Origin of the sequence: Saccharothrix mutabilis subsp. mutabilis (genome assembly GCF_039521145.1) — a bacterium.
Classification (GTDB): Bacteria; Actinomycetota; Actinomycetes; order Mycobacteriales; family Pseudonocardiaceae; genus Actinosynnema; species Actinosynnema mutabilis.
The window spans coordinates 237,650-263,925 of record NZ_BAAABU010000003.1 but is presented as its reverse complement, the minus strand read 5'-3'; the positions used below and the strand labels follow the sequence as shown (position 1 = coordinate 263,925).

Sequence of the window (26,276 nt, the reverse complement as noted above, 5' to 3'; positions counted from 1 at the left end):
CCCGCCGATTCGGCGGGGCCATTAGCGGCGTGCGCGGCCCAAACCCCGCTCCGGCCCTGTCGCCGACCGCCCACCGACCAGGAGTCCGCCGGATGGCTGTCTCCCGAACGATGAGGACACCGGTCATGCCCGTCCACAACGCGACCGTTTCCGGCTGCCCGGTGCACGCCGCCGACACCGACCTGGTCGACCCCCACCTCTACAGCGACGGCGACGCGCACGCGGTGTGGCGGGAGCTGCGCGCGCAGGACGGGTTGAGCTGGCGCCAGGTCGACGACGAACGCGGTTTCTGGAACGTCGTGCACTTCAAGGAAACCGATTTCGTGCTGCGCAACACGCACCTGTTCACCTCCGAGCGCGGCACCATGCTGGAACTGCTCGGCATGGACGACCCGGCGGGCGGCCAGCAGCTCGCGGTCACCGACCCGCCCCGGCACACCATCATGCAGGCGCGGTTGAAGAAGGCCCTGGCGGTCAAGGCGGTGGACCGGCAGCGCGACACCATCCGCGAGCTGGTCGGCGACCTGATCGCCCCGATCGGCGACGGCGGCGTGTTCGACTGGGGCCAGGCGATGCTGGCCATGCCGATGTCGGTCACCGGCACGATGATGGGCCTGCCGCAGCAGGACTGGCCGTGGCTGAGCCGGCTGACCACGATCTGCATCGCGGCCGACGACCCGGAGTACCAGGACGAGGGCAGCCGCGACGCGACCCTGCACATGGCGCACCGCGAGCTGTTCGCCTACTTCCAGGACCTGGTCCGGTTCCGCCGCGAGAACGCCGGCGACGACCTGATCAGCGTGCTGATCAACACCCGGTTCGAGGGCCGGCACATGTCCTCGGCGGAGATCGTGTCGAACTGCTACAGCCTGTTGCTCGGCGCCAACGTCACCACCCCGCACGCCCCGAACTACGTGATGGCCGAGTTCATCGAGACCGACGTGCTGCCGCAGTGGGCGGCCGACCCCGAGGTCGGCGTCACCGCGGTGGAGGAGGCCCTGCGCTGGGCGTCCCCGGTCAACCACATGCTGCGCTACGCCACCCAGGACGTCGTCGTGCGCGACACCCCGATCGCCGAGGGTGAGGCGGTGGTGGTGTGGCTGGGCGCGGCGAACCGGGACGAGGCGGAGTTCCCGAACGCGGAGACGTTCGACATCCGGCGCAAGCCCAACAAGCACCTGGCCTTCGGCATCGGCCCGCACTACTGCGTCGGCCACAGCGTGGCGCGGGTGACCTTGCGCACGCTGTTCGAGGAACTGCTGGCCCAGTACGAGGACTTCGCGCCGGCGGGCAAGCCGGAACGCCTGGTCTCGAACTTCGTGTCCGGCTACAAGCACGTGCCGATCACGGCGAAGCGCCGTGCCTGACCTGCTGACCCGCCGCGAGCGGGCCTTGCGCTGGTTCGGCCCGACGACGGGTCGGGTCCGGTTGGTGTGCTTCCACTACGCGGGCGGCACGGCCTCGATGTTCCGCGACTGGCCCGAGCGACTGCCCGAGGACGTTTCCCTGGTGGCGGTGCAGCTACCGGGCCGGGACACGCGCCTGGACGAGCAACCCCACGACCGCATGGGTCCGCTGGTGGCCGAACTGGTGGACGTCCTTTCGCCCGTGTTGGACACGCCTTTCGCGTTCTACGGGCACAGCATGGGCGCGCGGGTGTCGCTGTTCCTGGCACACGCGCTGCGCGCGCTGGGCGGCCCCGACCCGTTGTCCCTGTTCGTCGCGTCGAGCGCGGCACCGGCGTTGATGACGCGGGTGCGGGGCTGGGACGAGTCGGACGACGGACTGGTGCAGTACCTGCGGGACCTGGGCGGGACGCCGCCGATCGTCTTCGAACGCCCGGACCTGCTGGAACTGTTCCTGCCCGCGCTGCGGGCGGACCTGACGGTGGTGGCGACCGCGGGTGCTCCGCCACGGCCGGCGCTGACCGTGCCGCTGCACGTGTTCTCGGGCGCGGACGACGTGGAAGCCTCGGCCGAGCGGATGGCGGCGTGGAGCGAGGAAACATCCGGACCGTTCACGCACGAGGTGGTGAAGGGCGGACACTTCTTCACACCGGAAGGCACAACCCACGTACTGAACCGAATAAGAGAGGGCCTGGCCACGCCAGGCCCTCCGCCGCGCAGCGGCGGCTGAGCTACCAGCCACAAGGGGCCTTCGTGTTCCCCACCGTATGACCTGCCCGAAGGGCTACCACAGTTTTCGGGGGTCGGGCCAAAAAGTTTGCGAGGAACGAGCAAAGTTTTTCGACCGACCCCCGAAAAGTGTGGTTGGCTCCGCCAGGTCATGCGGTGGGGAACGCGCAGGCCCTTCCCCCCACTGGAGGCCTCCCGGCCGCTTTTATCCTTAGAGCGCTTCGCGCGTGCGCGAAGCGCTCTCAAGCGCGAAGCGCGTTCATCCTCAGTCAGCGCGGAGCGCGTTGCGTTTACACCCGCGAAGCGTGGGCTTGAGAGCGACAGCGCAAGTTCAAAGCGTAAAAGAGCCTCGCCGGCGGGCGAGCCACCGAAGATGGACACAACTGCCAAAGCGGGGGCTTCTTGCTTGTGTCATCTCCGCATGACCCGGCAAAGCCGACCACATTTTCCCGGGGCTGGTCGAAAAACTTTTGCTCGTTCCTCGCAAAACTTTTTGGCCCAACCCCGGGAAAATGTGGTAGCCCTTCGGGCGGGCCATACGGAGATGACACAAGCAAGAAGCCCGGCTTGGGTTGTGTCCCCTCCGGTGGACTGCCCGGTCGGCGCTGCGCGCCGAAAGCGGCGTTTGTGGTTGCTTAGGGTTTTGTGGGGGTGCCTGTGCCGTTGGCGGGGAGTTGCCACGGCTGTTTGTCCAGGGTGTAGGCGACTGTGTCGTTGTTCGGCCAGGTTGCCTGGTCGTCTACGCTTCTGGTTTCCGCCAGTGGGGTTTCGGTCATTGTTGTCAGGTCCAGGACGTGCAGGCGCCAGGGGCCGGGTGAGACTCGTTTCTTGAAGGCCAGGCGGGTGTTGTCCGGGGATAGGGAGGGGCATTCCACGTTGGTTTTCAGGGCGGTTGCTTCCCAGGTTCCATAGTCCGCCTTGATCAGGTGGGTTTGGTTGTTGCTGGCCGCCGTGGCGTAGAAGGTGGTGTCGTCTTGGGCGAAGGTTATGCCCCAGAAGTTGAGATCGGGGGCGTAGTAGCGGGAGTTGTTGATCGTCAAGGGGATGTCTTCGATTGACTTCCGGATCTCGTCCGTGGCGGTGTCCAGGATGCCGGTTCGGGTGGAGAAGCCTGCCGTGTTGTAGGAGTCGCCGGAGACGAAGACCGTCCAGGACACCATTCTGCCCGATCTTGACACCTGGAGGCGGCTGGGGATTCCTGGGATCGCGTGGGTTTGTTGTATTCCGTTGGTGGTGACTTTTAGTTCTGCCATGGGGGGCACGCCTGGTAGGGAGGTCAGGCAGGCTGTGGTGTTCTTCGCTTGTGAGTGTCGGTCGCAGGATTTGGCTTCGGCTGTTCTTCCGCGTGCGTGCAGGACGTAGGTGACCGCGCACGCGATCAGGAGGGCTGCGACTGCGACAACGGCCGTAGCACGCAGGCGCCTACGAGTACGAGTCCCAGAGCGGCCAGTGACGTGAGCACTGCCGTCTGCATTCCCCAGATCGTCCACAACGCTCCAAACAGGACAGAAGACACCAGTTTCGCCAACGCCTGGCCCGTTTGCAGGACCGCCAAGCCGCTGGTGCGCAGTTCGGCGGGTAGCAAAGGGCTTGCGGCGGCCATCAGGACGCCGTCGGTGGCTGCGTAGAACAGGCCGTGCAGGGCCAGGACCGCGAACACGTTCGTGTGCGGGGTCAGGAGGAGGGTGAAGGCCGCCGCGAGGGCCACGTGGCCGGCTATGTAGACGGGCCATCTGCCCAGGCGGTCCGCCAGGCGGCCCAACGGGATGGAGAGGAGCAGGTAAACGGCTGCGGTGCCCAGGGGCAGGAGGGGAAAGACGACGGGGTCCAGTTTCAGTTGTTGTTGCAGGATCAGGTAGAGGAAGCCGTCGCCTACTACTACGGCAGCTAGCAAGGCCGCCCAGCCCACTGTGCGGCGGAAGGGGCCGTGCCAGAGGGTTTTCAAGGGTGGGCGAGGGGTTGGTTTCGATTGGTTGTCTTTGACCAGTACTGCCAGGAGGACCACGCCCAGGGTTGCTATGCAGAAGCTGGTCACGAAGACGGCGTTGTAGTCGCCCAGGCTTGCCCAGAGGACGAACATCGCTGCTAGGGGGCCCAGGAAGGCGCCGATGGTGTCCATTGAGCGGTGGACGCCGAATGCTCGTCCCAGGGTTTCCGGGGTGCTGCTCAGGGAGATCAGGGCGTCTCTTGGGGCCGTACGCAGGCCTTTGCCGGTGCGGTCTACTGCCAGGACGCCGCCCAGAGCCACGGGGGACGCGGCGGTCAGGAAGCCGAGTTTGGCCACCGCGGACAGGCCGTAGCCGGTCAGGGCCACCGCTTTGCGGCGCTGCCGGCGGTCGGCGACGTGGCCGCCCAGGAGTCTCACCACGGCCGTGACGCCCGAGTAGAGGCCGTCCAGGACGCCGAACTGGAACGGGCTCAGGCCCAGGGCCACCACGAAGTACAGGGGCAGCACCGCGGTCACCATCTCCGACGAGACGTCGGTGACCAGGCTGACGAGGCCGAGCGCGAGGACGTTCCCCGCGACCCGGCCCCGTCCGCCGGTGACCGCTCCCTGCCGTGCGGTCGCGATGTACATCAGTGGCAGGTGTAGGTCGGGGTGCTGTCGACCGGCTTGCCGTCCAGGCCCAGGAACTGCCAGGAGTAGGTGGTGTCGGTCAGGGTCAGCTTGAGCACGCCGTGCGTGGAGCGGGCGAACTCGGTGATGGCCGGGTTCGCCGACACCTTGTAGAGCGGCGCGCCGCCGCCTCCGCCGATGACCGAGCGGGTGCCGTTCGCGTCCTCCTTGCCGGACGCGTTCAGCGGCTTGAACCGCTCGTAGTGGTGGTCGTGGCCGCCCAGGACGAGGTCGGCCTTGTTGGCCACCAGCGTGTTCCACAGGTTGGTGACGCTGGTGTTGTTGCCGTGGCTGCCGGAACTCCACCGCGGGTGGTGGAAGTACGCGGCGACGCAGCCGCGGGTGTTGGCCGCCAGGTCGCGCTTGAGCCACTCCAGCTGCGCCGAGCCGGACGAACTGGACTGGTTGGAGTCCAGGGCGATGAAGTGCCAGTTGCCGTGGTCCCACGAGTAGTACGTGTTGCCCTGCGGGGTGGCGATGGAGCCGAAGTAGCCCTTGTAGCCGGCCAGCGGCGGGCTGGAGTAGGTCTCGTGGTTGCCGGGCGTGGGCTTGGTCTTGGCCTTGAACCGGCCCCACGTGGTGTCGTAGTAGTTCCGGAAGTCCGACAGGTGGGCGTCGTCGTACTGGTTGTCGCCCATGGTGATCACCGCGACCGGGTTCATCTGCTCGACGAGCCGGGCGGTCTTGGGGTGGACGCAGTTCGGGTCGCTCGCCGTGCACTGCTCGGCGATGTCGCCCGCGGCGGCGACGACGAACGAGCCGCTGCCGGCGCCGGTGGTGGCGCGGACCTGGTTGCTCGGCGCGGAGGCGTTGCCGGCGGCGTCGCGGGCCCGGACGGTGTAGTCGTAGCCGGTGGTGGGGGCCAGGCCGGTGTCGGTGTAGGAGGTGGTGGTGGTCGTGCCGACGACGACGCCACCCCGCAGGACGTCGTAGCCGGTGACGCCGACGTTGTCCGTGGCCGGCGCCCAGGCCAGGGACGCGCTGTTGGCGGTGGTGCCGGTGACCTGGAGGCCGGTGGGCGCGCTCGGCGGGGTGGTGTCGCTGCTGCCGCGGACGCCGAACACCTCCAACTCCCAGATCGAGTAGCCCCACTCGGTGGCCCGCTGGGTGCCGAGGACGCGCAGGTAGCGGCCGGTGGCGTTGAGCCCGCTGTGGGTGTCGGTGGCGCCGTCGCCGGTGGTCCGGCCGCTGATGTCGGTCCACGCCGAGCCGTCGGTGGAGAGCTGGACCTTGTACTGGCTCGCGTACGCGGTCTCCCAGTGCACGAGCACCTGGTGGACCTCGGCCGCGCCGCCGAGGTCGACGGTGAGCCACTGGGGGTCGAGGCCGGGCGCGCTGGCCCAGCGGGTGTCGGAGCGGCCGTCGACGGCGAACTGCCCGGCCAGGGTCGGGTCCTCGATCGAGGACGTGGTGGTGGGCCTGCCCTGCGAGAGCAGGACGTCGGCGGGGGCGCTGGCGGCCGTCAGCGGTATGGCCAGCAGCAGCGCCGCAGCCGCGGCGAAGGGTGCGACTCGGCGCACGGGGGTCTCCTCGCGGTCCGGGGCGGCGGTCCGAAAGGTTCCGGTTAATCGTAAAGGTTGTTTACGATTACGGAGGCTAGCCGCAGCCGAACGGGGGTGTCAACGGTGCGACCGGGAAGTGCCGTAACCGACCCCTTAGGGGTGGAGAGGCTGCACAATGGTCCGATGCGGCGCGCATCGGCTCGGCTGGTCCTGCTCGTGGCGGTGGCCCTGGTGGCCTCGGGGTGCACCCAACTGGTCGACGGGCGACCGGTCGCGGGCAAGGTCGTGACCGGGGGCGCGGTGGACACCGGGTTCATCCGCGGCACCGACGGCGGGCCCATCGACCAGCTCGCGGCCACCGCGATCACCGACGTGGACGAGTTCTGGCAGGAGACCTTCCCGGCCACCTTCGGCGAGAAGTGGCAGCCCATCGAGGGCGGCATCTACTCCGTGGACACCGCCGACCCGGCCGCCAAGCCGCCGCCGTGCACGGAGAAGGCCAGCGACGTGGAGGGCAACGCGTTCTACTGCCCGAGCGCGGACGCCATCGCGTGGGACCGGGCGGCGTTGCTGCCGGTGCTCAAGGACCGGTTCGGCGACGCGGCCGTGGTGATCGTGCTGGCCCACGAGATGGGCCACGCCGTGCAGCGGCGCATGGGCATCACCCCCGAGGCCGAGCGGCGCGACCCGGACAAGTACCCGACCATCCTCACCGAGGCGATGGCCGACTGCTTCGCCGGCGCGTTCATCAAGTGGGTCAACGACGGCAGGTCCGAGCACCTGGACATCGGCACGGACACGCTGGACTCGGCCCTGGGCGCGCTGATCACGTTCCGCGACCCGGTCGGCACGTCGGCGGAGGACAGCTCCGCCCACGGCAACGCGTTCGACCGGGTGTCGGCCTTCCAGGACGGCTACCTGAAGGACGCGAAGTTCTGCGCGGCGATGACCGTGCAGAACCGGCCGTTCACGCAGCAGGCGTTCACCAGCCTGGACGACCGCGAGCGGGGCGGGAACCTGCCGTTCGACGAGATGCTGGACGCCATCGCGCCGGACCTGAACAACTACTACAAGGCGCTGGTGGGCGCCAAGGGCAAGACCTGGACCGAGCCCCGGGCCACCACGGTCCGCGAGGAGCCGACGTGCTCGGGCGACCAGGGGCCGGTGGCGTTCTGCCCGGCGGACAAGTCGGTCGAGGTCGACGTGGCGGAGGACCTGCCGGAGCTGCACGCCCGGATCGGCGACTACGCCACGGGTGTGCTGCTGGCCAGCCGGTACGGGTTGGCGGCGCGGTCGGCGGCCGGTCTCAAGGTCGAGGGGACCGAGGCGGCGGAGGGCGCGCTGTGCCTGGCCGGGGCCTACACGCGCGAGGTGTTCACGCGGCAGCAGGGGTTCGGGTTGTCGCCCGGCGACCTGGACGAGGCCGTGCAGGTGTTGCTGGCCTACGACTTCGCGGCCCGGGACGCGTCCGGGAAGAACGCCGTCGATCCGGGGTTCAAGCGGGTCGACGTCTTCCGCAACGGCGTCTTCACCGGCGTGACGGCCTGCGGGTTCTGACCGTTCGGTCCGCTTCGGCGTTGAGGGTGGTCGGTGTGGTTCCGCCACGGCGGCTCGGGCTCGTTGAGTAGGGTTCGGGCGGATGGCTCGTGGTTCGGCTCGGCGGTGGATGGGGCGTGGGATGGGTCGGCGGCTGGTGGGGGTTTCGGCGCTCGTCCTGGTCTCGGCGTTGACCAGTGCGTGCGCGCAGGCGGTGGACGGGGTCCCCAAGGCGGTGAAGCCCGACGTCACCAAGGTGGCCGGGCTGGAGATCACCACCGGCGAGAGCGGGCCCAAGCCCGGGGTGCCCGACGCCGACCTGCGCGTGGAGAACGCCGACGGCGGCGAGATGGACCGGCTCGCCGTCAACACCCTCGCCGACGTCGAGGAGTACTGGGCCGAGAAGATGCCCGAGCACTTCGCCGGCAAGAAGTTCGAGCCGGTCAAGCGCCTGGTGTCCTACGACTCGACCGGCGCGGGCGTGGAGATCTGCCGGACCAACACCGCCGGGGTCGCCAACGCGTTCTACTGCTCGTTGGACGACAGCATCGCCTGGGACCGCGGCGACCTGCTCCCCATGCTGGACGACGCGTTCGGCCCGATGTCCGTGGTCACCGTGCTGGCGCACGAGATGGGCCACGCCGTGCAGTACAAGCTCGGCGCGCAGGGCGGCGTCAACCAGGGCACGCCGTCGATCATCAAGGAGCAGCAGGCCGACTGCTACGCGGGCAACTTCTTCCGCTGGGTGGCCGAGGGCAAGTCCAAGCACTTCCGCATCTCCACCGGTCCCGGCCTGAACCAGGTGCTCGCGACCATGTTCTTCATCCGCGACGCGGCCGGCACGTCCGCCGAGAAGCAGGGCGCGCACGGCAGCGCGTTCGACCGGGTGGCGGCCTTCCAGTTCGGGTTCGCGGGCGACCCGAAGCGGTGCGCGCAGATCGACGAGCAGGAGATCAAGGAGCGCATCACCCAGCAGAAGTTCGACTCGCAGGACGTGGACACCGGCCAGGGCAAGGGCAACCTGAAGGTCGACGACCGCAAGTACCTGCAACTGCTCGAAGAGAGCCTCCGCGACGCCTTCAACCAGAGCGGCGCCACCCCGCCCACGTTCAAGCAGGGCGACGTGGCCTGCACGGACGCCAAGGTGACCTCGCCGGCGACCTACTGCCCGGCCACCAACACGGTCGGCATCGACCTGCCGGACCTGGTGAAGATCGGCACCCCGCCCAAGCGCGGCCAGAAGGGCGGGATCGGCGACTTCGCGGCGTTCGCGGAGATCGCCTCGCGGTTCGCGCTGTCCATCCAGAAGGCCACCGGCTACCCGTTGGAGGGGCCCGCGGCCGGTCTCCGGACCGCCTGCCTGACCGGCGCGTGGGCGGGCACGACGACCGACGCGAAGGCCAAGCTGCGGCTGTCCTCGGGCGACCTGGACGAGGCGGTGGCGGAGCTGCTCGCCGACCGGAGCCTGATCGCGGCGGACGTCAACGGGACCGTCGTGCCGTCCGGGTTCGCCCGCGTGGAGGCGTTCCGGGACGGGTTCTTCGACGGCAGCGGGCTCTGCACCCGGAAGTACTCCGAGTAGGCCCTGGCGGCCGTGGGCGCCACGACGGCGGCGCCCACGGCGGGGAGGGGTCAGTAAAGGGCGCTGGCGAGGTTGCGGCGCGCCTTGGTGACGCGCTCGTCGTCCGGCGGGAACAGCTCGAACAGGCCCACCAGGTGCTCCCGGACCCGGTCGCGGTCGTCGCCGTAGACGCGCCGCACGGTGTCCACCAACCGCTTGAAGGCGCGTTCCACTTCCTGGGTGGCCAGCTCGACGTCGGCCGCCGCCAGCTGGGCGTCCAGGTCGTCCGGGTTGGCGTCGGCCTTGGCCACGACGTCCGGGCTCAGGCCCTCCGCGCGCGCGGTGAACCGGACCTGGGCGAGGGCGGCCTTGGCCTCGGCGTTGCCGGGCTCGGTGGCCAGGATCGCCGCGTAGGCGGCCTCGGCGGCGGCGAAGTCACCGCGTTCGAACGCGTCCTCGGCGGCGGTGAAGCGCTCGTCCTCCGGCTCGGCGACGGGCTCGCCGGTCCGGCCGGCCTCGGCGGCGCGGATGCCGGGCAGGCGGTCGCGCAGCGCGTCGAGCAGGCGGTTGATCCACTGGGTGAACTCGGCTTCGGGCAGGGGACCCGCGAAGGCGTCCACCGGCTGGCCGGCGGCCACGGCGACCACGGTCGGCACCGACTGCACGCCGAACACCTGGCCCACCCGCGGGCTCACGTCGAGGTCGACCCGGGCGAGCAGCCACGCGCCGCCGGCCGCGCGGGCGGCCTTCTCCAGCACCGGCGACAACTGGCCCGCCTCCGGGCTCCAGGACGCGGTCAGCTCGACCACGACCGGGACGTCCAGCGAGCGTTCGACGACCGACTGGAAGGTGGCCTCGGTGACGTCGAGCACCCACGGGCTGGGCCCCTCGGCGGCCGGAGCGCCGGCGGCGGAGGGCGGTGTGGCGGCGCGCTGGCGGGCGGCGTCGGCCCGGGCCTTCAGCGCGCCGAGGTCGACCGCCCCGGAGAGCGCGGCGGACAGTGCTGCGGACTTGCGAGGGTCTGGCCTTGTCACGCTCCCATCCTGGCACGGCGCCGGCCGGTCGCGACGGCAGCCCGGCCGGACGCGCCCGCGACCGTCGTCACCCCGCCAGCTGGGCCACCGGGTCGATCGCCATCGGGTTGCGCCGCATGGCGTCGTTCTGCCGCCCCAGCGCCAGCGCGAGCGGGGTCATGAGGTCGGCGAAGCGGGCGGTGTCCGCCGCGCCGAGCGCCTGCCACGGGCGGGCCGCGGCGGCGTCGGTCCGGCGTTCCACGTCCTCGCGCAGCGCCCGGCCGGCGGGGGTGAGGCCGGTCGGCGTCAGGTTGGCGTCGAACAGCCCCCGCTCGGCGAGCGAGCGTTCCGCCGCGGCCCATTCCTCCTCGGACCACCCGCGCGCTTCCCGCAGGTAGGACGCGTCCAGCCCCTTGTCCGCGCCGAAGAGCACCAGCGTCTCGCAGGGCGTCAGGTCCGCCGCGACGAGCGCGGCGACGTGCCCGTCCCCGCGTGACTCGCGCAGGGTCGTGCACGCCTGCCAGAGCGCGAGATGCGGTTCGTCGGGCACCGGCAGGGCGGCGTTGGCCGCTCCCATGACCCGTCCGGCCGTCGGCGCGGCAGCCGCCGCCCGCAGCGCCAGCTCGGCCGCCTCGCCGACGTCCAGGGTGGGCAGCATCCGGCGCAACGCCCCGTCCACGCCCTCCAGCCGGGCGGCGAGGAAGCGTTCCGGCGACGCCACCTCCCACGCGTCGGGCAGCGCGCGGCCCACCTTGCGGGGGTGGAAGCTGTAGAACGCGGCCGTCACGGTCTGCGGGGCCGCCGCGCCCAGCGGCGCCGCCCGCATGCCGAAGTAGCCCATCCAGCCGCCCTTGCAGCCCAGCGCGTCGGTCACCGCGCGGGACTCCGGCGTGAAGTACGTGACGTCGTGGTAGGTCTCGAAGCGCAGCCACAGGGCACGGGGGTCCATGCGGGCAAATTAGTAGGACGTCCGACTATTTGGAAGGGTTCAGGTGTTGCTCGACCCGGTCCACCTTGGCGGTGAGCTGCCCGGTGTGGCCGGGACGGATGTCGGCCTTGATGACCAGGCTCACGCGGGGCGCGGTGGCCTGCACCGCCTCGGTGGCCCTCTTGACCACCGCCATCACCTCGTCCCACTCGCCCTCGACCAGCGTGAACATCGCGTTGGTCTGGTTGGGCAGCCCGGACTCCCGGACCACCCGCACGGCCTCGGCGACGGCCGCGGCCACGCTGTCGGACTCCCCGCCGAGCGGGCTGACGCTGAACGCGACGAGCACAGTTCCCTCCTCTTGGTCGGGTACCCACTGGTAGCTTCGGCGGCATGACGTCCCAACCGCTGCCGTTCGACCCCATCGCGCGCGCCGCCGAGCTGTGGGAGAAGCGGATCGGACCGTCGACGGCGATGGCGGCGGTCACGAGCGTCATGCGAGTACAGCAGATCATCCAGTCCTCGGTGGACGCCGCCCTCAAGCCGCACGGCCTGACCTTCGCGCGGTTCGAGGCGCTGGTTCTGCTGACGTTCTCGCGCACCGGCAGCCTGCCGATGCGGGTGATGGGCGAGCGCCTCCAGCTGCACCCGACGAGCGTGACCAACATCGTGGACCGGCTGGAGGCGGACGGGCTGGTCCGGCGCAACCCCCACCCGACCGACCGGCGCACGACCCTGGTGGAGATCACCGAGGCCGGGCACGCGCGGCGGGAGGCGGCGACGGAGGCGGTGACCCGGGTCGGGTTCGGGCTGCGCGGGCTGACCGACCGGCAGACCGAGCAGTTGACCGACCTGCTCGCCAAGGTCCGGCGCGCGGTGGGCGACTTCGAGGACTGACCGGCGGGCGCGGAGCGGCAGCGGCCAATCCGCTCGACCGGACCCGGCACCGTCAGCCACCCTGTGCGCCGTGCGAACCGTGATCGCCCTGGTGACCGCAGGTGGCCGGCACGTGGGAACCGTGCCCGAGTTCACCGTGCCGACCCCCTGGTGGAACGACGTCGAACCGGTCACCGCGCACCTCACCGCCCTGCTGGGCGTCCCCGTGAGCGTGCTCCGGCTCGTCTCCGCGACAGGCGCCGGGATGCGCGGCGGAACGGTCACCTACCAGGTCGAGGCGCACGCCCCCATTTCACTGTCCACAGTGGACCCGATCGACTTCCCCGACGACCCGCTGCGCCTGCCGTGGGCCAGACCGGGTGGACCGGCCGCGTTGCTGGAGTGGGCGCACGGCCACGTGCGCAGCGTCGAACCCCCGACCCAGGTCAAGACCTGGAACCTGTCCTGCCTCTACCGGCTGCGCACCAAGGCCGGAACGGTCTGGGCCAAGCAAGTGCCGCCGTTCCTGTCACCCGAGGGGCCGGTCATCGAACTGGTGCGATCCGTCGATCCGGAGCTGGTGCCGAGCGTCCTGGCCGCCGAGGGCCGCCGCATCCTGCTGGAAGACGCGCCCGGCACCGACTGCTGGTCCCCCACGCCCGAGATGATCCGTCGAATGGTGCCCCGCTGGGTCGCGATGCAACACGCCCTCGCCGGCCCGCCGCGCCTGCGCGAGCACCCCATCGACGTGCCGTCGTTCGGCCTGCCCCAGACCCTGCTCCACGGCGACTTCCACCCGGGCAACTGGCGGTCCACCGGCGTCGTGCTCGACTGGGCCGAGGCGCACTGGGGTCACCCCGGGCTCGACGCGGCGAAACTGATCGACTTCGTCGGCCCGACCCTCGGCGAACTCGTCGTCCAGGTCTGGTGCGAGTCGTGGTCGGCGTTGCGGCCCGGCAGCGACCCCGCGAGCGCCCTCCGCCACGCCCGACCGGCGGCGCACCTGCTCAGCGCCCGCGTCTACCAGCACTTCCTCGACAACATCGAGGAGAGCGAGCGCGTCTACCACCGGGGCGACCCGGAGGAGCACCTGGCGCTGGCCGAGTCGTTCGCGGTCTGAGCCCTCGGGTGCGGACCCCTCGGGGTCACGCCCCTTCGGTCTGGACCTCTTCGTCGAGCTTGCCGTTCTTCGCGGCCCAGCGCTCGAACAGGACGGTGCCGAACGGCGGGATGCTCGCCACGAGCGCCCACACGGTGGTGCTCTTGTTCCACCGGTGCGCGAGCATCAGCGTGACGAGCACGTAGCCGACGAAGACCACCCCGTGGATCGGGCCGAAGACCTTCACGCCGATCTCGTTGCCGACGACCACGTACTTGAAGAACATGCCGATCAGCAGACCGGCCCACGACACGGCCTCGGCGAGCGCGAAGAGGCGGAAACGGCCAACGGGGCTGCTAAGCATGTCGCCCATTGTGGTCAGTGATGCCGGTCACCTGTCCGTTGGGTCCGTTTCCGCCCCTCCGCTCAGTCCTCCCAGCGGAACACGCGGGCCGCGATGAAGCCGACCACCAGCGTGAAGCCGACCAGCACCGCCGACGGCACCAGCAGCGCCTCGACGCCCTTCCCGCGCACCAGCACGTCCAACATGCCGTCGTTCATGTGCCGCAGCGGGAACACGTTCGACACGACCTGCAACCACGACGGCGCCTTCTCCAGCGGGAAGAACGTGCCCGACAGGAAGGCCATCGGCATGATCACGATGTTCGCCGCCCCGCTGGCCGCCTCCTCGGTCCGGCAGAACGCCCCGACCAGCATGCCGATCGCGAAGAACGCCGTCGTGCCCAGCACCAGCAGCGGCAGGGCCAGCCACCACGAGCCGGTCAGCTTCAGACCGAACAGCGGGGTCAGCGCGACCGCCACGAACACCACGCCCTGGGCCACGGCCGTCCCGACGCTGACCAGGATGCGCGACGACAGCACCACCGTCGGACCCACCGGCGCCAACCGGATGCGGCGCAGCACCTGCTTCTTGCGCCAGGACACCAGGGTCAGCGCCGCCCCGAAGACCCCGGAGATCGACACCGCCCAGGACAGGATGCCCGGGGTCAGGAACTGGATCGGCTGGAGCGTCGCGTCCTCGACCGGTTCGGCCTTGAACGTGAACGCCGGCGGGGCGCCCGTCGCCGCCAGGTTCACCTTGTCCACCGTGCCCGACACGATGCCCAGCACGGTCTGCGCCCGGGTCTGGTCGCTGGCCGCGAACACCAGCTCCACCGAGCCGCCGCGCGCGACGATGACCGCCGGCAGGTCGCCGTCGTCCACCTTGCGCCGGGCGGCTTCGAGGTCGTCGTGGCGCTCCAGCTCCAGCGCGCCCGACTCGGACAGCGCGCTGACCACCGGGCCGTCGCCGACGACCGCGACCTTCGTCCTCTCCGCCCCGGAGTCGCGGAACAGCAGGCCGAACACGACCAGGAACATCAGCGGGAACACGAAGACGAAGAACAGGGTCATCCGGTCGCGCAGGAAGCCCTTCACCATCGCGGCGGACAGGCTCTTGAACGCGGTCATGCCCGGTACTCCCGTCCGGTCAGGTCGAGGAACACGTCCTCCAACGTCGCCGTGCGGACCTGGAGCCCGTCGAGCGTGCCCCGCTCGGCCAGCGCGGACAGCACGGGCGCGGGGCGGCGGGTCGCGATGGTCAGCGACACCTCGTCCTCCTGCACCTGGTCGACGCCGGTGATGGCGCGGGCGTCGGCCGCGGTCAGCGCGCCGCGCTGGAGCACCACGTGGGTGGGCGCGTCGAGGCCGCGGACCAGGGTCGCGGGCGCGTCCATGGCGAGGATGCGGCCCTTGTCCATGATCGCCACCCGGTCGCAGAGGATCTCGGCCTCGTCCAGGTAGTGCGTGGTGTAGACGATGGTCTTGCCGCGTTGCTGGATGGCGCGCAGCACGTCCCACAGGTTGCGCCGGGCCTGCGGGTCCAGCGCGGCGGTCGGCTCGTCGAGGAACACGACGTCCGGGTCGTGCACGAGCGCGCACGCGATGGACAGCCGCTGCCGCTGCCCGCCGGACAGCTTGTTCTCCTGCACGTCGGCCTTGTCGGTGAGCCCGACCAGCTCCAGCATCTCGGCCGCGCGCTTGGCCGGCACGCCGTAGAGCGAGCCGAAGGTCTCCAGCTGCTCCTTGGCGGTCAGCTTCTCGAAGAAGCTGGACGCCTGGAGCTGCACGCCGATCCGGGGCAGCAACGCGGGGTTGCGCGGCCACGGGTCCTGGTCGAGCAGGCGCACCCGGCCGGAGTCGGGCTTGCGCAGCCCTTCCACGATCTCCAGCGTGGTGGTCTTGCCCGCCCCGTTCGGGCCGAGGATGCCGAAGAACTCGCCTTCGGCGACGGTGAACGAGACGCCGTCCACCGCCTTGAGGTCGTCGTAGCGCTTGCGGATGTCGCTGACCACGACCGCCGCTCTCTCCCCAGTCATGCAGCGCACCGTAAGCCCGGCGAACGGCTTCCCACGTGGTTTCCGGCGTGCCGACCACCAAAGTAGATCAGTCCGCGATGCTTTCGTATGACGCCGCTCGCGCTGCGCGGTCAGCCGCCCGCGCAGGGTGACGGTGGCGGGGCGCCCCGGTCGGCTTCGGCCGGGTCGTCGGTGAGCGCCACGTCCACGTCCGCCCCGGCCACCAGGTCTTCGTGGTCGATCCAGGTGTTGTCGTGGGGAGTCCCGTTGAGCGTGACCGCGCGGATGTACTGGAGCCTGGCGGGCGTGGCGTCGGGCGCGGTGATCGTGAGGGAGCCGCCGGCCAGGTGGATGGTGGTCCGGGGGTAGCGCGGGGCGTGCAGCAGGAACCGGCCGGTGCCGGGGACCGCCGGGTAGAGGCCGAGGGCGCTGAACACGTACCAGGCGGACATGGTGCCGAGGTCGTCGTTGCCGGTGACCCCGTTGGGCGCGTTGACGAACAGGGTCTGCGCGGCCCGGTTGACCGCCGAGGTCTTCCACGGCTGCCCGATCAGCACGTACATCCAGGGCGCGTGCAGGTCCGGCTCGTTGTTGGGGTTGTAGCGGAACTGGTTGTAGTAGTTGTACGGCCCGACCACCCACTTCTCGCGGACCGTGCGCGCCGGGTCGGCCACCAGGTCGGGGTAGGCGAAGAAGTCGTCCAGGCGGGCGGCGGCCCGCTCCGCGCCACCCAGCAGGTCCACCAGGCCGGGGACGTCCTGCTGCACCAGCCACTGGTACTGCCACGCCGTGCCCTCGTGGAACCCGTCCTGCCCCTGGGGCGTGAACCGCGCGAGCCACCGGCCGTCGGCGGTCTTCGGGCGCGGGAACCCGGTGAACCCGCGGTCGGTCACCGAGGCGTCCCACAACGTCCGGTAGTTCAGCCCGCGCCGGCGCAGTGCCGCGGCGTCCTCTTTGTGCCCCAACGCTTCCGCCATGAGCGACAGGGACGCGTCGGCCAGCGCGTACTCGAACGTGGCGGACGCGCCGTGGTGCGGGTCCACGTCCTGCCCCTTCTTGCGGTGGTGCGGGTCGAACTGCACGAACCCGTTGGCCAGGTAGGACTCCACCCCGGCCCGCCCCTCGAACGGCGAGCCGGCGGGCGGGAGCCGCGTGGCGTTCTGGAGCAACGCGCGGTAGGCCTGCTCCTCCAGCCCGTCCAGCGCGCCGAACCGCCACAGGTCCACCAGGAACGGGGTGACCGGGTCGCCGGTCATCGTGTTGGTCTCCTGGTTGGCGTAGGCCCACCGCGGCAGCCACCCGCCCTGCTCGTGGATCGCGAGCAGGGACCGGGCGATGTCCCGGGCCCGTTCCGGGCGCAGGAGGGCGAGGAGCTGGTTGTGGGCGCGGTAGGTGTCCCACAGCGAGAAGTACTCGTAGTACGTCCAACCGTCGGCCGTGTGGACCCGGTCGTCGAAACCCCGGTACCGGCCGTCGATGTCGTTGCCCGTCAACGGTTGCAGCAACACGTGGTAGAGGGCGGTGTAGAAGACCGCGGCGTCGTCGGCGGACTCGGCGGTGATCTCCACCGACGACAACTCCGTCCGCCAGGCCTCCTGGGCGGCCTCCCGCAAGGCGTCGAACGACTTCCCGCGCGCCTCGGCGAGGTTGCGGTCCGCGCCGTCCGCGTCGACGTGGGACAACGCGGTCGCGGCGGTGACCGGCCCGTCGGCGAAGGCCACCCACTGGCCGCGCAGCCCGGCACCGCCCGACGCGCCACCCCAGTTGCCGGTCCTGGCGAACGGGCGGTCGAACGTGGTGGTGAAGTACGTCGTGTACGGCTTGCCGCCGCAGAACGCCTGCGAGGTGACGGAACCGGCGAGGGTCCGGTCGTCCACGACCCGGATGGAGCTGGCGAACACGGGCTCCCTGTCGTTGGCCTGGCCGACGTTCACCAGGACGTGCGGGGTGACGCCGGCCGGGAACGTGAACCGCTCGACCCCGGTGCGCAGCGTCGCCGTGCTCTCGACCGTGATGCCGCCGTCCAGGCGGACGCGGTAGTAGCCGGCCTCCCCGACCTCGCCCTCGTGGCTGTACCGGGCCCCGTAGCGGCGGTGGTCGAACACCCGCGGCACCCGGTCGACCGGCAGCACCGACACCAGCCCGCCCTGCTCCCAGCACCCCGCGCCGGACAGGAAGAAGTGCCCGAACCCCCGGATCACGGGGTCGTCGTAGCGGTACCCGGCGTAGTGCGACCCGATCGGGCTGGAGTGGGCCATCCCGAACGGCATGGACGCGCCCGGGAACGTGTTGCCGTCGTCCTTGGTGCCGATGAACGTGTTCACCGCGCGCACGGGATCAGTCGTCACCCGTCCCACCATAGGACGCGGTGCCCCGCCCACGGCATAGTCTGGCCAGGTGGCGACCGGTTCGGACTTCCTGCTGCTGGACGCCGCCGACGCCCCGGCCCGGGGGTTGGCGGACTGGCTGGCGGCACGGCTGCGGACCGCGCTGGCCGACGGCCGGCTGGCCCCGGGCGAGCGGCTGCCCGCCACCCGGCTCCTCGCCGCCGAGCTGGGCGTGTCGCGCGGGGTGGTGACCGAGGCCTACCGGCGGCTGGCCGAGGAAGGGCACGTCACCGGCCGGGGCCGGGCGGGGACGGTGGTGGTCGCGGTGCCCGCGCGGCCGGGTGGCGCGGGTTCGGGTGGCGTGGGTCCGGGTGGCGTGGGTCCGGGTGGCGTGCGTTCGGGTGGCGCGGTGGTGTTCCCGGAGGTGCCGGGCGCGGACGTGTTCGACGTGCTGCGTGAAGCCCCGGCCCGGATCGACCTGTCGCCCGGTGTGCCCGACCTCTCCGCCTTCCCCCGGGCCGCCTGGCTGCGGGCGGAACGGGCCGTGCTGGCCGGCCTCGGGGCCGGTGACCTCGGGTACGGCGACCCGCGTGGCGTGCCGGCCCTCCGGGTCGCCATCACGCGGTGGCTGGCGCGCACCCGCGGGATCGTCGCCGAACCGGGTGACGTGGTCGTGGTGACCGGTGTCGCGCAGGCGTTGGCGTTGCTGGCCGAGGTGCTGCGGGGCGACGGGTTCCGGGAGATCGCGGTCGAGGACCCCGGGTCGTTGGGCGTCCGGCAGCACCTGGACCACCACGGCCTGGCCACCCCGCCGGTGCCGGTGGACGACCTCGGGCTGCGGGTGTCGGAGCTGCGCGCGGACGCGGTGCTCGTGACGCCCGCGCACCAGTTCCCGACCGGGGTGGTGCTGGACGCGGCCCGGCGGCGGGAGTTGGCGCGCTGGGGCGGGCTGGTCGTGGAGGACGACTACGACGCCGAGCACCGCTACGACCGGCCGCCGGTGTCGGCGGTGCGGGCCGCGCTGCCCGACCGGGTCTGCTACCTGGGCAGCGTGTCGAAGGTGCTGGCGCCCGCCCTGCGCACGGGGTGGATGCTGGTGCCCGAGCGGTACCGCGAGGCGGCGGTGGCGGCCAAGCGGTTCGCCGACCTCGGGAGCGCCGCCCTGCCGCAGTTGGTGCTGGCCGAGCTGATGGACTCCGGTGAGCTGGAACGGCACCTGCGGCTGCTGCGCCGCCGGCACGTCCGCCGCCGAGACGCCATGACCCGCGCGATCGCCGAACACCTCCCGGGCGCACGGGTGCACGGCGTCGCGGCCGGCCTCTACCTGACCGTCACGTTCGACGGGGACGTTCCGGACACGGCGTTGGCCGCCGCCGCGCTGGAGCTGGGGGTGAAGGCCCAACCCCTGTCCTGGCACGCCCAACGCCCCACCCGCCCCGGCCTGGTGCTCGGGTACGCGGCCAACCCGGCGACCGCCCTCGCCGAGGGCGTCGCGGCGATCGGCAAGGCGCTACGCGAGCTGGGCTAGCCGCCGCAGCTCCTCGTGCGCGCCGAACGCGCCCGCCCGCGGCCTCGCCGTGCGCAGGTCCACCAAGTGGGCCAGCTCCGCCACGACGACGCTCAACGGCGGGCCGCTGGCCGTCACGTCCTGCGCCGCACCCGCCTGCGCCTCCAGGAACGGCTTGACCAGCCGGCCGTGGTGCAGGGCGTAGGCGGCGCCGTGGGCCTTGCACACGTCCAGGAACAAGCGGGCGTGGACCGGTTCGCGCAGGAAGCGGTGCAGCAGCGGTTCGGCCAGGACGGCCGTGTGCAGGCGGGTCTGGTGGTCCGGCGGCACGTAAGGGAGTTTCTCGGCCACGATCCGCTGGTAGAAGGGGTCGTCGGCGCGGCACAGGCCCAACAGCAGGTCGATCTCGTTGACGGCCGCGAAGTCGCCGGCGTTGACACCCCGGTAGACGTGCGCGCCCACGCGGTGCGGCCGGAAGTACGGCCGGATGCCGAGGTAGAACCGTTGCGGGTCAACGGTTTCGGCCAGGCCACGGTTGAACTTCAGAACGTCGTCAAGGGCCTGTCGCGCGTCCTGCAACAGGTACTCCACCATCGGGTCGGCCACGCCCATGCCGGCGACCGTGCGCAGCGCGTGGGCCGCGCGTTCGTAGGCGACCACCGCCAGCCCGTTCTGCCGCACGAAGGCCTGCTCGTCGGGCAGCGAGGTGAACGTGCGGAACCCGGCCAGACTCTGGTGCGCGAACACGTACCGCGGCGCGACGCCCAGGGACGTGCCGAGCCGGGTCGCCAACGCCCACGCCGGGGCCAGCACCTCCGCGTCCTCCACCCGGTGCCGCGCGCACGCCGCCAGGTACATCCCGACCGACCCGAGAAGCCGGTACCGGTCACCCTCCGGGTCGGGCAGCCGCTTCGCCCCTTCGTGCAGGACCTCCTCCTGCCCCAGGCCGGACACGTGCTCCCGCCCGGCCGCGAAGTACGCCTCCTCGAACACCGTGTTGAGCCGGACGAACTCCTCGCCCAGCCACCGCTCGAACTCCGTCATGACCGCCATGCTGCTCGGCGGCCACGACGGGGTTCCAGGTCCATTCCACGCGTGCCGAACAGGTCCAATCAGGCGACGCCGATGGCGAACACGTGGAACGTGCCGCCGGTGACCGACGCGGGCAGCGTCACCGAGCGGATCGGCTTGTTCTCCACCGTGATCGGCGCGGTGGCGAACACGAACACCTTGAGTTGCTGCGCCTCGCCGCTGGTGTTGTTGCGGTACGGCGTGGTCGCCACGATGCGGTTGTCGAACGACGGCGGTGTGGACGGGTTGCCGCCCAACGCCCAGTCGGAGAAGCCGACGTCGGCGGTCTGCGTGGTGCCGTCGGCGTAGGTGACGGTCAGCCGCCCGGACGACCGGCCGCCCGCGCCGCTGCCGAGCAGGCCCAGCTTCGTGCCGGTGGCCTCGACCGTGACGGTCTGGCCGGTGGCGTTGACGTTGTCCGGCTCGCCGACCGGCGACGACGGCCAGGTGTAGGTGATGCCGTCCGAGGTCAGCGCGGCCCCGGGCGTCACCCCCTGCTCCGCCAGCGCCTTGCGCGAGTAGCTCCAGCCGCCGCCGTCGAAGTTGCCGATGGCCTGGTCGTCGTCGGGCGAGGTGCCGACGTTGTTGAACGCCGCCCGCAGGCTGCCCGGTTCGGCCACCAGGACCGAGATGGTGCTGCGCTGGCCGTTGCCGAACAGCACCGGCACGCGGTGGGTCTGCTCGGCGGCGTCCGCGGCGACCGCCACGGTCACCGCCTGCCCGGCCTTCTCCCCCGGCGGCACGGTGACCTCGCCCCGCGCGGGCGTCACGGTGATCCCCGGCGGCGGCTGGGCGGTCCAACCCACCCCGCCGCCCCGGCCGGAGAAGTCCTGCGCGCCGACGGTGACCGTGCCGCTGCCGCCGGCGGGCAGCACGAGCCGGCCGGGCTCGACGTAGGACTGCTGGGCGATCTCGCCGTCCCGGAACGACGGCGGCGCGTCGGCGGGTCCCGTGCCCCAGGCGGTCGGGGTGGTGGACAGGCCGAACTCCAGCGTGCCGCCACCGGCCACGAACGACTCCGGCAGCCACGTGCGGGTCTGCGCGCGGCCGTTCAGGGTCAGCCCCGACACGTACTTGCCCTCACCGGACGCCTTGATGACGATCGGCTTGCCGTTCGGGCGGGTGATGGTCACCTCGGGGAACAGCGGGCTGTTGACGACCAGTTCCGCCCGGCCGGGGATCACCGGGTACAGGCCCAGCGCCGCCCACACGTACCACGACGACATCTGGCCGAGGTCGTCGTTGCCCATCAACCCGTTCGGGCCGGGACCGAACAGCTCGTCCACGGCCTTGCGCACGACCGCTTGCGTCCTGTCGGGCGCGCCGGCCCAGTTGTAGAGCCACAGGGTGTGCATGATCGGCTCGTTGCCGAGGAACGCGTGCGGCTCGTGCGGTCCGGCGTTGAGCTTGGTGAAGAAGAAGTCCAGCCGCTCGCGGACCTCCGCGTCGCCGCCCATCGCGGTGAACAGGCCACGCGCGTTGTAGGGGACCATCCACGTGTACTGGGCAGCGTTGCCCTCGACCCACGTGTCCGGGTTGCCCGGCGTGAACGGCTCGACGAACGAGCCGTCCCGGTTGCGTGCCTGGAGGTAGCCGGTGGCCGGGTTGTAGAGGTTCTGCCAGTACTGGGCGCGTTTCATGAACGTCTGCCACGTCGCGCCGTCGCCGAGGCGGCGGGCCAGTTCGGCGATGGAGAAGTCGGCGGTGGTGTACTCCAGGGTCGTGGCGGGCGGTCCCCACACGTTGCGCGCGCCGATCGGGACGTAGCCCAGGGTCTGGTAGTCGGTCAGGCCGGGGCGTTCCTCGTAGCCCTGCGTGGGTTGCGTCGCGCCGCGCAGCATCAGCAGGAGCGCTTTGGACGCGTCGAAGTCCCTGGCCCCGAACGCGTACGCGCTGGACACCATCACGTGGTACGGGTCGCCGACCATGACGCCGGTGTAGCCGTTGGCCACGGTCCAGCGGTCCCAGCTGCCGCCCTGTTCGGCGAACAACATCATCGAGCGGACCATGTCCGACGATTCTTTCGGCGCGAGCAGGGACAGCAGCTGCATTTCCGAGCGGTAGACGTCCCAGCCGGAGAAGTTGGTGTAGACGGCGTGGCCCTTCTCGGCGGTGTGGACGCGGCCGTCGAAGCCCGGGTAGCGGCCGTCCACGTCGGAGAACACGTTGGGCTGCAACAGGGAGTGGTAGAGCGCGGTGTAGAACGTCGTGCGCTGCGCGTCCGTGCCGCCGGTCACCTTCACCTGGTTGAGCCGGTCGTTCCAGGCGTTGCGGGCGGCGGTGTGGACGGCGTCGAAGGACTTGCCGACGTTCTCGGCGCGCAGGTTCTTCTTGGCCCCGTCGATCGAGACGAACGACAGGCCGACGCGCATGGTCACGTCCGGGTCGTCGAAGGTCACGTACGCGCCCGAGCCGGGGCCGGAGACGGTGGTGTCCTGGGCGGCGAGCGTGCGCTTCTGCTCGACGGTCTTGGGCGCGTCGCCGGTGTCGCGGACGCCGGAGCCGCCGCGTTCCTGCGTCCGGCCCGGGGTGACCGCGCCGTTCTTCCACGTGCCGTGGGTGGCGAAGGGCTGGTCGAACTGGGCGTGGAAGTACACGCGGTAGCGGTGGTCCGCGCCGCAGAACCGGCCGCTGGTGGCCCAGCCGCTGATGGTGTCGGCGCCGATGGTGACCTCGGCGTCGTCCGTGCCGGAGATGGAGCCGGACGTGTTGACCAGCAGCGTCGAGGTCGCCCCGCCGGGGTAGGCCAGGCGACCGACGCCCGTGCGCTGGGTGACGGTCAGCTCGACCTTCGCGCCGTTGTCGAGGGTGACGCCGTAGTAGCCCGGGGACGCGGACTCGTTGGCGTGGGAGAACGTCGAGACGTACCGGGCCGGGTCCGTCGCCGGGGAGGTGGTGACCTCGCCGACGAACGGCATGATCGGGATGTCCTGGTAGGTCGAGCAGCCCGCGCCGGACAGGTGCGTGAGGCTGAACCCCTTGATCCGGTTGTCCTGGTAGGCGTAGCCGCCGTGCTGGCGGGTGACGGTGTCCGGGCTCCACTGGACCATCCCGAACGGCACGTCCGCGCCCGGGAAGTTGTTGCCCGCGCCGCCGCCGGTGCCGTGGTCGGGTCCACCCGGCTGGGTGCCGACGAACGGGTTGACCAACCGCGCCGGGTCGTCCGATCGAGCCTTGGCTTGGACCGGGTGGAGCACCGCGAGCGCTGTGGCCGCCGCCGCGACCAGTGCCGTCTTCACGAGACCTCCTCGGGTTGACAACGCTGTCCAAGGCATCCGGTAATCGAATCCTTGCGGAGCGTGGCAGGTCCGCGTCAAGGCTGCTGGGGAGGGTTGTCTCGTTCAAGACAGATCGGATCATTGACTTTGGCGGGTGGCGGGTGTGTGATTCGCGCACTATGACAACGTTGTCCGCAGCCGCCGGCCGCAAGGTGCGCCGCGCCACCATGAACGACGTGGCGCGGCTGGCCGGCGTCAGCATCAAGACGGTCTCGCGCGTGGTGAACGACGAGGCGGGCGTGCACCCGGCCACCGCCGAGCGGGTGCTCGCGGCCATCGACCAGCTCGGCTTCCGGCGCAACCTGAGCGCGCGCAACCTGCGCCGCGGCTCGTCGACCGGCACGGTCGGCCTGGTGCTGGAGGACGTGGGCAACCCGTTCTACTCGGGCGTGACGCGGGCGGTCGAGGAGGTCTCGCGGCTGCGCGGGCGGCAGGTCATCACCGGGTCGTCGGACGAGGACCCGGTGCGGGAGCGGGAACTGGCGCTGGAGTTCTGCTCGCGCCGGGTGGACGGCCTGCTGATCGTGCCCGCCGGGTTGCAGCACGGGTACCTGGTGCCGGAGATGCGGGCGGGCACGCCCGTGGTGTTCCTGGACCGGCCGGCGGGTGACGTCGTGGCGGACACCGTGCTGGTGGACAACGTCGGCGGCACCACCGAGGCTGTGCGGCACCTGGCGTCGTTCGGGCACCGGCGGATCGCGTTCCTGGGCGACGCGCCGGACATCTTCACCGCGAACGAGCGGCTGCGCGGGTTCCGCGAGGGGTGCGTGCGGGCGGGCATCGGGTTCCACGAGTCGCTGGTCGTGATGGGTCCGCACGACGAGCAGTCGGTGCGCAAGGCGTTGCACGGCTTGACTTCCGGTGCCGACCCGGCGACGGCCGTGGTCACCGGCAACAACCGGATCACCGTGCACGCGGTGCGGGCGCTGGCCGGAGCCGCGCGGCGACCGGCCCTGGTGGGCTTCGACGACTTCGAACTGGCGGACCTGCTGTCGCCGCCGGTGAGCGTGATCGCGCACGACGCGAGCGCGCTGGGCAAGGCGGCGGCGGACCTGCTGTACGCGCGCTTGGACGGCGACGGGTCACCACCCCGTCGCGTGGTGCTGCCGGTGCGGCTGGTGGCCCGAGGATCAGGGGAGGTTCGGGTGTGACCGAGCGACCTGTCGACCTGCCGGCCAACCAGCCCCGGCAGTTCTACCGGGGCGGTGCGGCCATCGCGGCGCTGCGCGGCGAGCCGGACGCGGCCCCCGGCCGCTTCGGGCCCGAGGACTGGGTGGCGTCCACGACGACCCTGTTCGGCCGGGACCCGGACGGCCTGACCCGCCTGCCCGACGGGCGGTGGCTGCGCGACGCCGTCCGGGCGGACCCGGTGGCGTGGCTGGGTCCCGCGCACGTGGCGGAGTTCGGGGCGGACCCGGCGTTGCTGGTGAAGCTGCTGGACGCCGGCCAGCGCCTGCCCGTGCACTGCCACCCGTCCAACGCGTTCGCGGCACGGCACCTGGATTGCCGGCACGGGAAGACCGAGGCGTGGATCGTGGTCGGGACGACCGGACCATCGCCGACGGTCTACATCGGCTTCCGCGAGGACGTGCCGGCGTCGGTCGTGTCCGAGTGGGTGTCCACACAGGACTCTACCGCGATGCTGTCGGCTCTGAACCCGGTTGCGGTGCGGCCGGGTGACACCGTGTTCGTGCCCGCCGGCGTGCCGCACGCGATCGGCGAGGGGGTGTTCATCGTCGAGTTGCAGCAACCGACGGACTTCTCGGTGACGCTGGAGTGGCGGGGTTTCCTGGACGACCCCGACGCCTGGCACCTGGGGCTGGGGCAGGAGACCGCGCTGGGTTGCGTGGAGCGGTCCGCTCAGCGGGTGGAGGACTTGGTGCTGCGGACGGGGACTGCCGATTCGGCGAACTTGTTGGGGGCGCAGGCGGATCCGTTCTTCCGGGCGGACCGGCTGCACGTGTCGGGGCGGGTGGTGTTGGAGGAGTCGTTCGCCGTGCTGGTGGTGCTGGAGGGCGAGGGCTCGTTGGGCTCGCTACCGGTGCGCCGCGGAAGCACCGTGGTGGTACCTCACGCAGCCGGCCCTTGCGAACTAACCGGCACCCTCACAACCATCCGCTGCCGCCCACCCCTGCCCTCATAACCCTCAGGCCCCCACCCGCCACTCATCACCCGCCACCCGCTCCACCACCCACCCCAACCCCCACCCCTCACCACCAACACCACCCGCCGCACGCACCGCCCGCCGCACCCACCAGCCGCAACCCGCCCCGATCGCCACCCAACCCGCCCGCCAAGCCCGCCCACCGAGCCCAACCGCCAAGCCCCGCCGCCGCCGAGCCCAAACCGCCGAGCCGCAACCGCCGGGCCCCACCCACCGAGCCGCAACCGCCGAGCCGCAACCCACCCCGACCCACCACCGCCAGCCGCCCGCCGCAACCCGCAGCACCCACCACCGTCAGCCGCCGG

At 71.3% G+C, this 26,276-nt stretch carries 21 protein-coding genes; 9 read left to right on the top strand and 12 right to left on the bottom strand.

The window, feature by feature from the left end; translation table 11 throughout:
- The first annotated feature begins 125 nt into the window (after positions 1 to 125).
- Entirely contained in the window at positions 126 to 1,367 is a 1,242-nt protein-coding gene (locus tag ABD126_RS08910) for a cytochrome P450 (protein ID WP_343933223.1), read from the top strand.
- Positions 1,360 to 2,136 (top strand): thioesterase II family protein, encoded by a 777-nt coding sequence (locus ABD126_RS08905; RefSeq protein WP_343933222.1) that lies wholly within the window; start codon positions 1,360 to 1,362, stop codon positions 2,134 to 2,136. Before ABD126_RS08910 ends, ABD126_RS08905 begins: the two co-directional genes overlap by 8 nt.
- A gap of 634 nt (positions 2,137 to 2,770) precedes the next feature.
- On the opposite strand, the gene ABD126_RS08900 is transcribed toward ABD126_RS08905, so the two are convergent.
- The 3 genes from ABD126_RS08900 to ABD126_RS08890 form a co-directional block, all read right to left on the bottom strand.
- Positions 2,771 to 3,295, bottom strand: coding sequence for a TolB-like translocation protein (locus ABD126_RS08900; protein ID WP_343933221.1), 525 nt, complete (start codon positions 3,293 to 3,295; stop codon positions 2,771 to 2,773).
- 218 nt (positions 3,296 to 3,513) lie between these two features.
- Positions 3,514 to 4,713, bottom strand: a complete 1,200-nt coding sequence (locus ABD126_RS08895) for an MFS transporter (protein WP_343933220.1) — start codon at positions 4,711 to 4,713, stop codon at positions 3,514 to 3,516.
- Complete coding sequence (locus ABD126_RS08890) at positions 4,713 to 6,272, bottom strand: discoidin domain-containing protein (protein WP_343933219.1); 1,560 nt, start codon at positions 6,270 to 6,272, stop codon at positions 4,713 to 4,715. Before ABD126_RS08890 ends, ABD126_RS08895 begins: the two co-directional genes overlap by 1 nt.
- Before the next feature lie 165 nt (positions 6,273 to 6,437).
- Here ABD126_RS08890 and ABD126_RS08885 point away from each other — a divergent pair, with 165 nt between their 5' ends.
- On the top strand, positions 6,438 to 7,811 hold the full coding sequence (locus tag ABD126_RS08885) for a neutral zinc metallopeptidase (protein WP_343933218.1): 1,374 nt from the start codon (positions 6,438 to 6,440) through the stop codon (positions 7,809 to 7,811).
- A gap of 121 nt (positions 7,812 to 7,932) precedes the next feature.
- Positions 7,933 to 9,372 (top strand): neutral zinc metallopeptidase, encoded by a 1,440-nt coding sequence (locus ABD126_RS08880; RefSeq protein ID WP_343933217.1) that lies wholly within the window; start codon positions 7,933 to 7,935, stop codon positions 9,370 to 9,372.
- Between the two features lie 50 nt (positions 9,373 to 9,422).
- Here the strand turns inward: ABD126_RS08880 and ABD126_RS08875 are convergent, their stop codons facing one another.
- From ABD126_RS08875 to ABD126_RS08865, 3 genes are all read right to left on the bottom strand, one after another.
- Positions 9,423 to 10,385 (bottom strand): tetratricopeptide repeat protein, encoded by a 963-nt coding sequence (locus ABD126_RS08875; protein ID WP_343933216.1) that lies wholly within the window; start codon positions 10,383 to 10,385, stop codon positions 9,423 to 9,425.
- Between the two features lie 67 nt (positions 10,386 to 10,452).
- Positions 10,453 to 11,313 carry an SCO6745 family protein gene (locus ABD126_RS08870; protein ID WP_343933215.1) on the bottom strand — a complete coding sequence of 287 codons (861 nt, stop codon included), beginning with the start codon at positions 11,311 to 11,313 and terminating at the stop codon, positions 10,453 to 10,455.
- Between the two features lie 25 nt (positions 11,314 to 11,338).
- Positions 11,339 to 11,641, bottom strand: coding sequence for an MTH1187 family thiamine-binding protein (locus ABD126_RS08865; protein WP_343933214.1), 303 nt, complete (start codon positions 11,639 to 11,641; stop codon positions 11,339 to 11,341).
- 44 nt (positions 11,642 to 11,685) lie between these two features.
- Between ABD126_RS08865 and ABD126_RS08860 the strand changes: the two genes are divergently transcribed.
- Positions 11,686 to 12,189 carry a MarR family winged helix-turn-helix transcriptional regulator gene (locus ABD126_RS08860; protein WP_343933213.1) on the top strand — a complete coding sequence of 168 codons (504 nt, stop codon included), beginning with the start codon at positions 11,686 to 11,688 and terminating at the stop codon, positions 12,187 to 12,189.
- Between the two features lie 70 nt (positions 12,190 to 12,259).
- Positions 12,260 to 13,288, top strand: coding sequence for a phosphotransferase (locus ABD126_RS08855; protein ID WP_343933212.1), 1,029 nt, complete (start codon positions 12,260 to 12,262; stop codon positions 13,286 to 13,288).
- Between the two features lie 25 nt (positions 13,289 to 13,313).
- Here the strand turns inward: ABD126_RS08855 and ABD126_RS08850 are convergent, their stop codons facing one another.
- The 4 genes from ABD126_RS08850 to ABD126_RS08835 form a co-directional block, all read right to left on the bottom strand.
- Entirely contained in the window at positions 13,314 to 13,631 is a 318-nt protein-coding gene (locus ABD126_RS08850) for a DUF3817 domain-containing protein (RefSeq protein WP_343933211.1), read from the bottom strand.
- Positions 13,632 to 13,693: 62 nt separating this feature from the next.
- Positions 13,694 to 14,737 carry an ABC transporter permease gene (locus ABD126_RS08845; RefSeq protein ID WP_343933210.1) on the bottom strand — a complete coding sequence of 348 codons (1,044 nt, stop codon included), beginning with the start codon at positions 14,735 to 14,737 and terminating at the stop codon, positions 13,694 to 13,696.
- Complete coding sequence (locus ABD126_RS08840) at positions 14,734 to 15,645, bottom strand: ABC transporter ATP-binding protein (protein ID WP_343933209.1); 912 nt, start codon at positions 15,643 to 15,645, stop codon at positions 14,734 to 14,736. Before ABD126_RS08840 ends, ABD126_RS08845 begins: the two co-directional genes overlap by 4 nt.
- 110 nt (positions 15,646 to 15,755) lie before the next feature.
- Positions 15,756 to 17,984 carry a GH92 family glycosyl hydrolase gene (locus ABD126_RS08835; RefSeq protein WP_425542768.1) on the bottom strand — a complete coding sequence of 743 codons (2,229 nt, stop codon included), beginning with the start codon at positions 17,982 to 17,984 and terminating at the stop codon, positions 15,756 to 15,758.
- Positions 17,985 to 18,021: 37 nt separating this feature from the next.
- Between ABD126_RS08835 and pdxR the strand changes: the two genes are divergently transcribed.
- Positions 18,022 to 19,479, top strand: a complete 1,458-nt coding sequence (gene pdxR, locus ABD126_RS08830; RefSeq protein ID WP_343933207.1) for a MocR-like pyridoxine biosynthesis transcription factor PdxR — start codon at positions 18,022 to 18,024, stop codon at positions 19,477 to 19,479.
- On the opposite strand, the gene ABD126_RS08825 is transcribed toward pdxR, so the two are convergent.
- Both ABD126_RS08825 and ABD126_RS08820 read right to left on the bottom strand, forming a co-directional pair.
- Complete coding sequence (locus ABD126_RS08825; RefSeq protein WP_343933206.1) at positions 19,462 to 20,502, bottom strand: monodechloroaminopyrrolnitrin synthase PrnB family protein; 1,041 nt, start codon at positions 20,500 to 20,502, stop codon at positions 19,462 to 19,464. The two genes, pdxR and ABD126_RS08825, sit on opposite strands and share 18 nt — an antisense overlap.
- Before the next feature lie 68 nt (positions 20,503 to 20,570).
- Positions 20,571 to 23,768, bottom strand: coding sequence for a GH92 family glycosyl hydrolase (locus ABD126_RS08820; RefSeq protein WP_343933205.1), 3,198 nt, complete (start codon positions 23,766 to 23,768; stop codon positions 20,571 to 20,573).
- Positions 23,769 to 23,974: 206 nt separating this feature from the next.
- Between ABD126_RS08820 and ABD126_RS08815 the strand changes: the two genes are divergently transcribed.
- Both ABD126_RS08815 and ABD126_RS08810 read left to right on the top strand, forming a co-directional pair.
- On the top strand, positions 23,975 to 24,958 hold the full coding sequence (locus tag ABD126_RS08815) for a LacI family DNA-binding transcriptional regulator (protein WP_343933618.1): 984 nt from the start codon (positions 23,975 to 23,977) through the stop codon (positions 24,956 to 24,958).
- Positions 24,955 to 25,950, top strand: a complete 996-nt coding sequence (locus tag ABD126_RS08810) for a class I mannose-6-phosphate isomerase (RefSeq protein ID WP_343933204.1) — start codon at positions 24,955 to 24,957, stop codon at positions 25,948 to 25,950. The genes ABD126_RS08815 and ABD126_RS08810 overlap by 4 nt, the downstream gene beginning before the upstream one ends.
- Positions 25,951 to 26,276 lie beyond the last annotated feature (326 nt).

Excerpts from the sequence above, each read along its gene's own strand:
- ABD126_RS08845 (WP_343933210.1), bottom strand. The coding sequence starts at position 14,737 with ATGACCGCGTTCAAGAGCCTGTCCGCCGCGATGGTGAAGGGCTTCCTG.
- ABD126_RS08880 (WP_343933217.1), top strand. The coding sequence starts at position 7,933 with ATGGGTCGGCGGCTGGTGGGGGTTTCGGCGCTCGTCCTGGTCTCGGCG.
- ABD126_RS08850 (WP_343933211.1), bottom strand. The coding sequence starts at position 13,631 with ATGCTTAGCAGCCCCGTTGGCCGTTTCCGCCTCTTCGCGCTCGCCGAG.
- ABD126_RS08910 (WP_343933223.1), top strand. The coding sequence starts at position 126 with ATGCCCGTCCACAACGCGACCGTTTCCGGCTGCCCGGTGCACGCCGCC.
- ABD126_RS08815 (WP_343933618.1), top strand. The coding sequence starts at position 23,975 with ATGAACGACGTGGCGCGGCTGGCCGGCGTCAGCATCAAGACGGTCTCG.
- ABD126_RS08885 (WP_343933218.1), top strand. The coding sequence starts at position 6,438 with ATGCGGCGCGCATCGGCTCGGCTGGTCCTGCTCGTGGCGGTGGCCCTG.
- ABD126_RS08825 (WP_343933206.1), bottom strand. The coding sequence starts at position 20,502 with ATGACGGAGTTCGAGCGGTGGCTGGGCGAGGAGTTCGTCCGGCTCAAC.
- ABD126_RS08895 (WP_343933220.1), bottom strand. The coding sequence starts at position 4,713 with ATGTACATCGCGACCGCACGGCAGGGAGCGGTCACCGGCGGACGGGGC.
- ABD126_RS08840 (WP_343933209.1), bottom strand. The coding sequence starts at position 15,645 with ATGACTGGGGAGAGAGCGGCGGTCGTGGTCAGCGACATCCGCAAGCGC.
- ABD126_RS08870 (WP_343933215.1), bottom strand. The coding sequence starts at position 11,313 with ATGGACCCCCGTGCCCTGTGGCTGCGCTTCGAGACCTACCACGACGTC.
- ABD126_RS08900 (WP_343933221.1), bottom strand. The coding sequence starts at position 3,295 with ATGGTGTCCTGGACGGTCTTCGTCTCCGGCGACTCCTACAACACGGCA.
- ABD126_RS08835 (WP_425542768.1), bottom strand. The coding sequence starts at position 17,984 with ATGGTGGGACGGGTGACGACTGATCCCGTGCGCGCGGTGAACACGTTC.
- ABD126_RS08860 (WP_343933213.1), top strand. The coding sequence starts at position 11,686 with ATGACGTCCCAACCGCTGCCGTTCGACCCCATCGCGCGCGCCGCCGAG.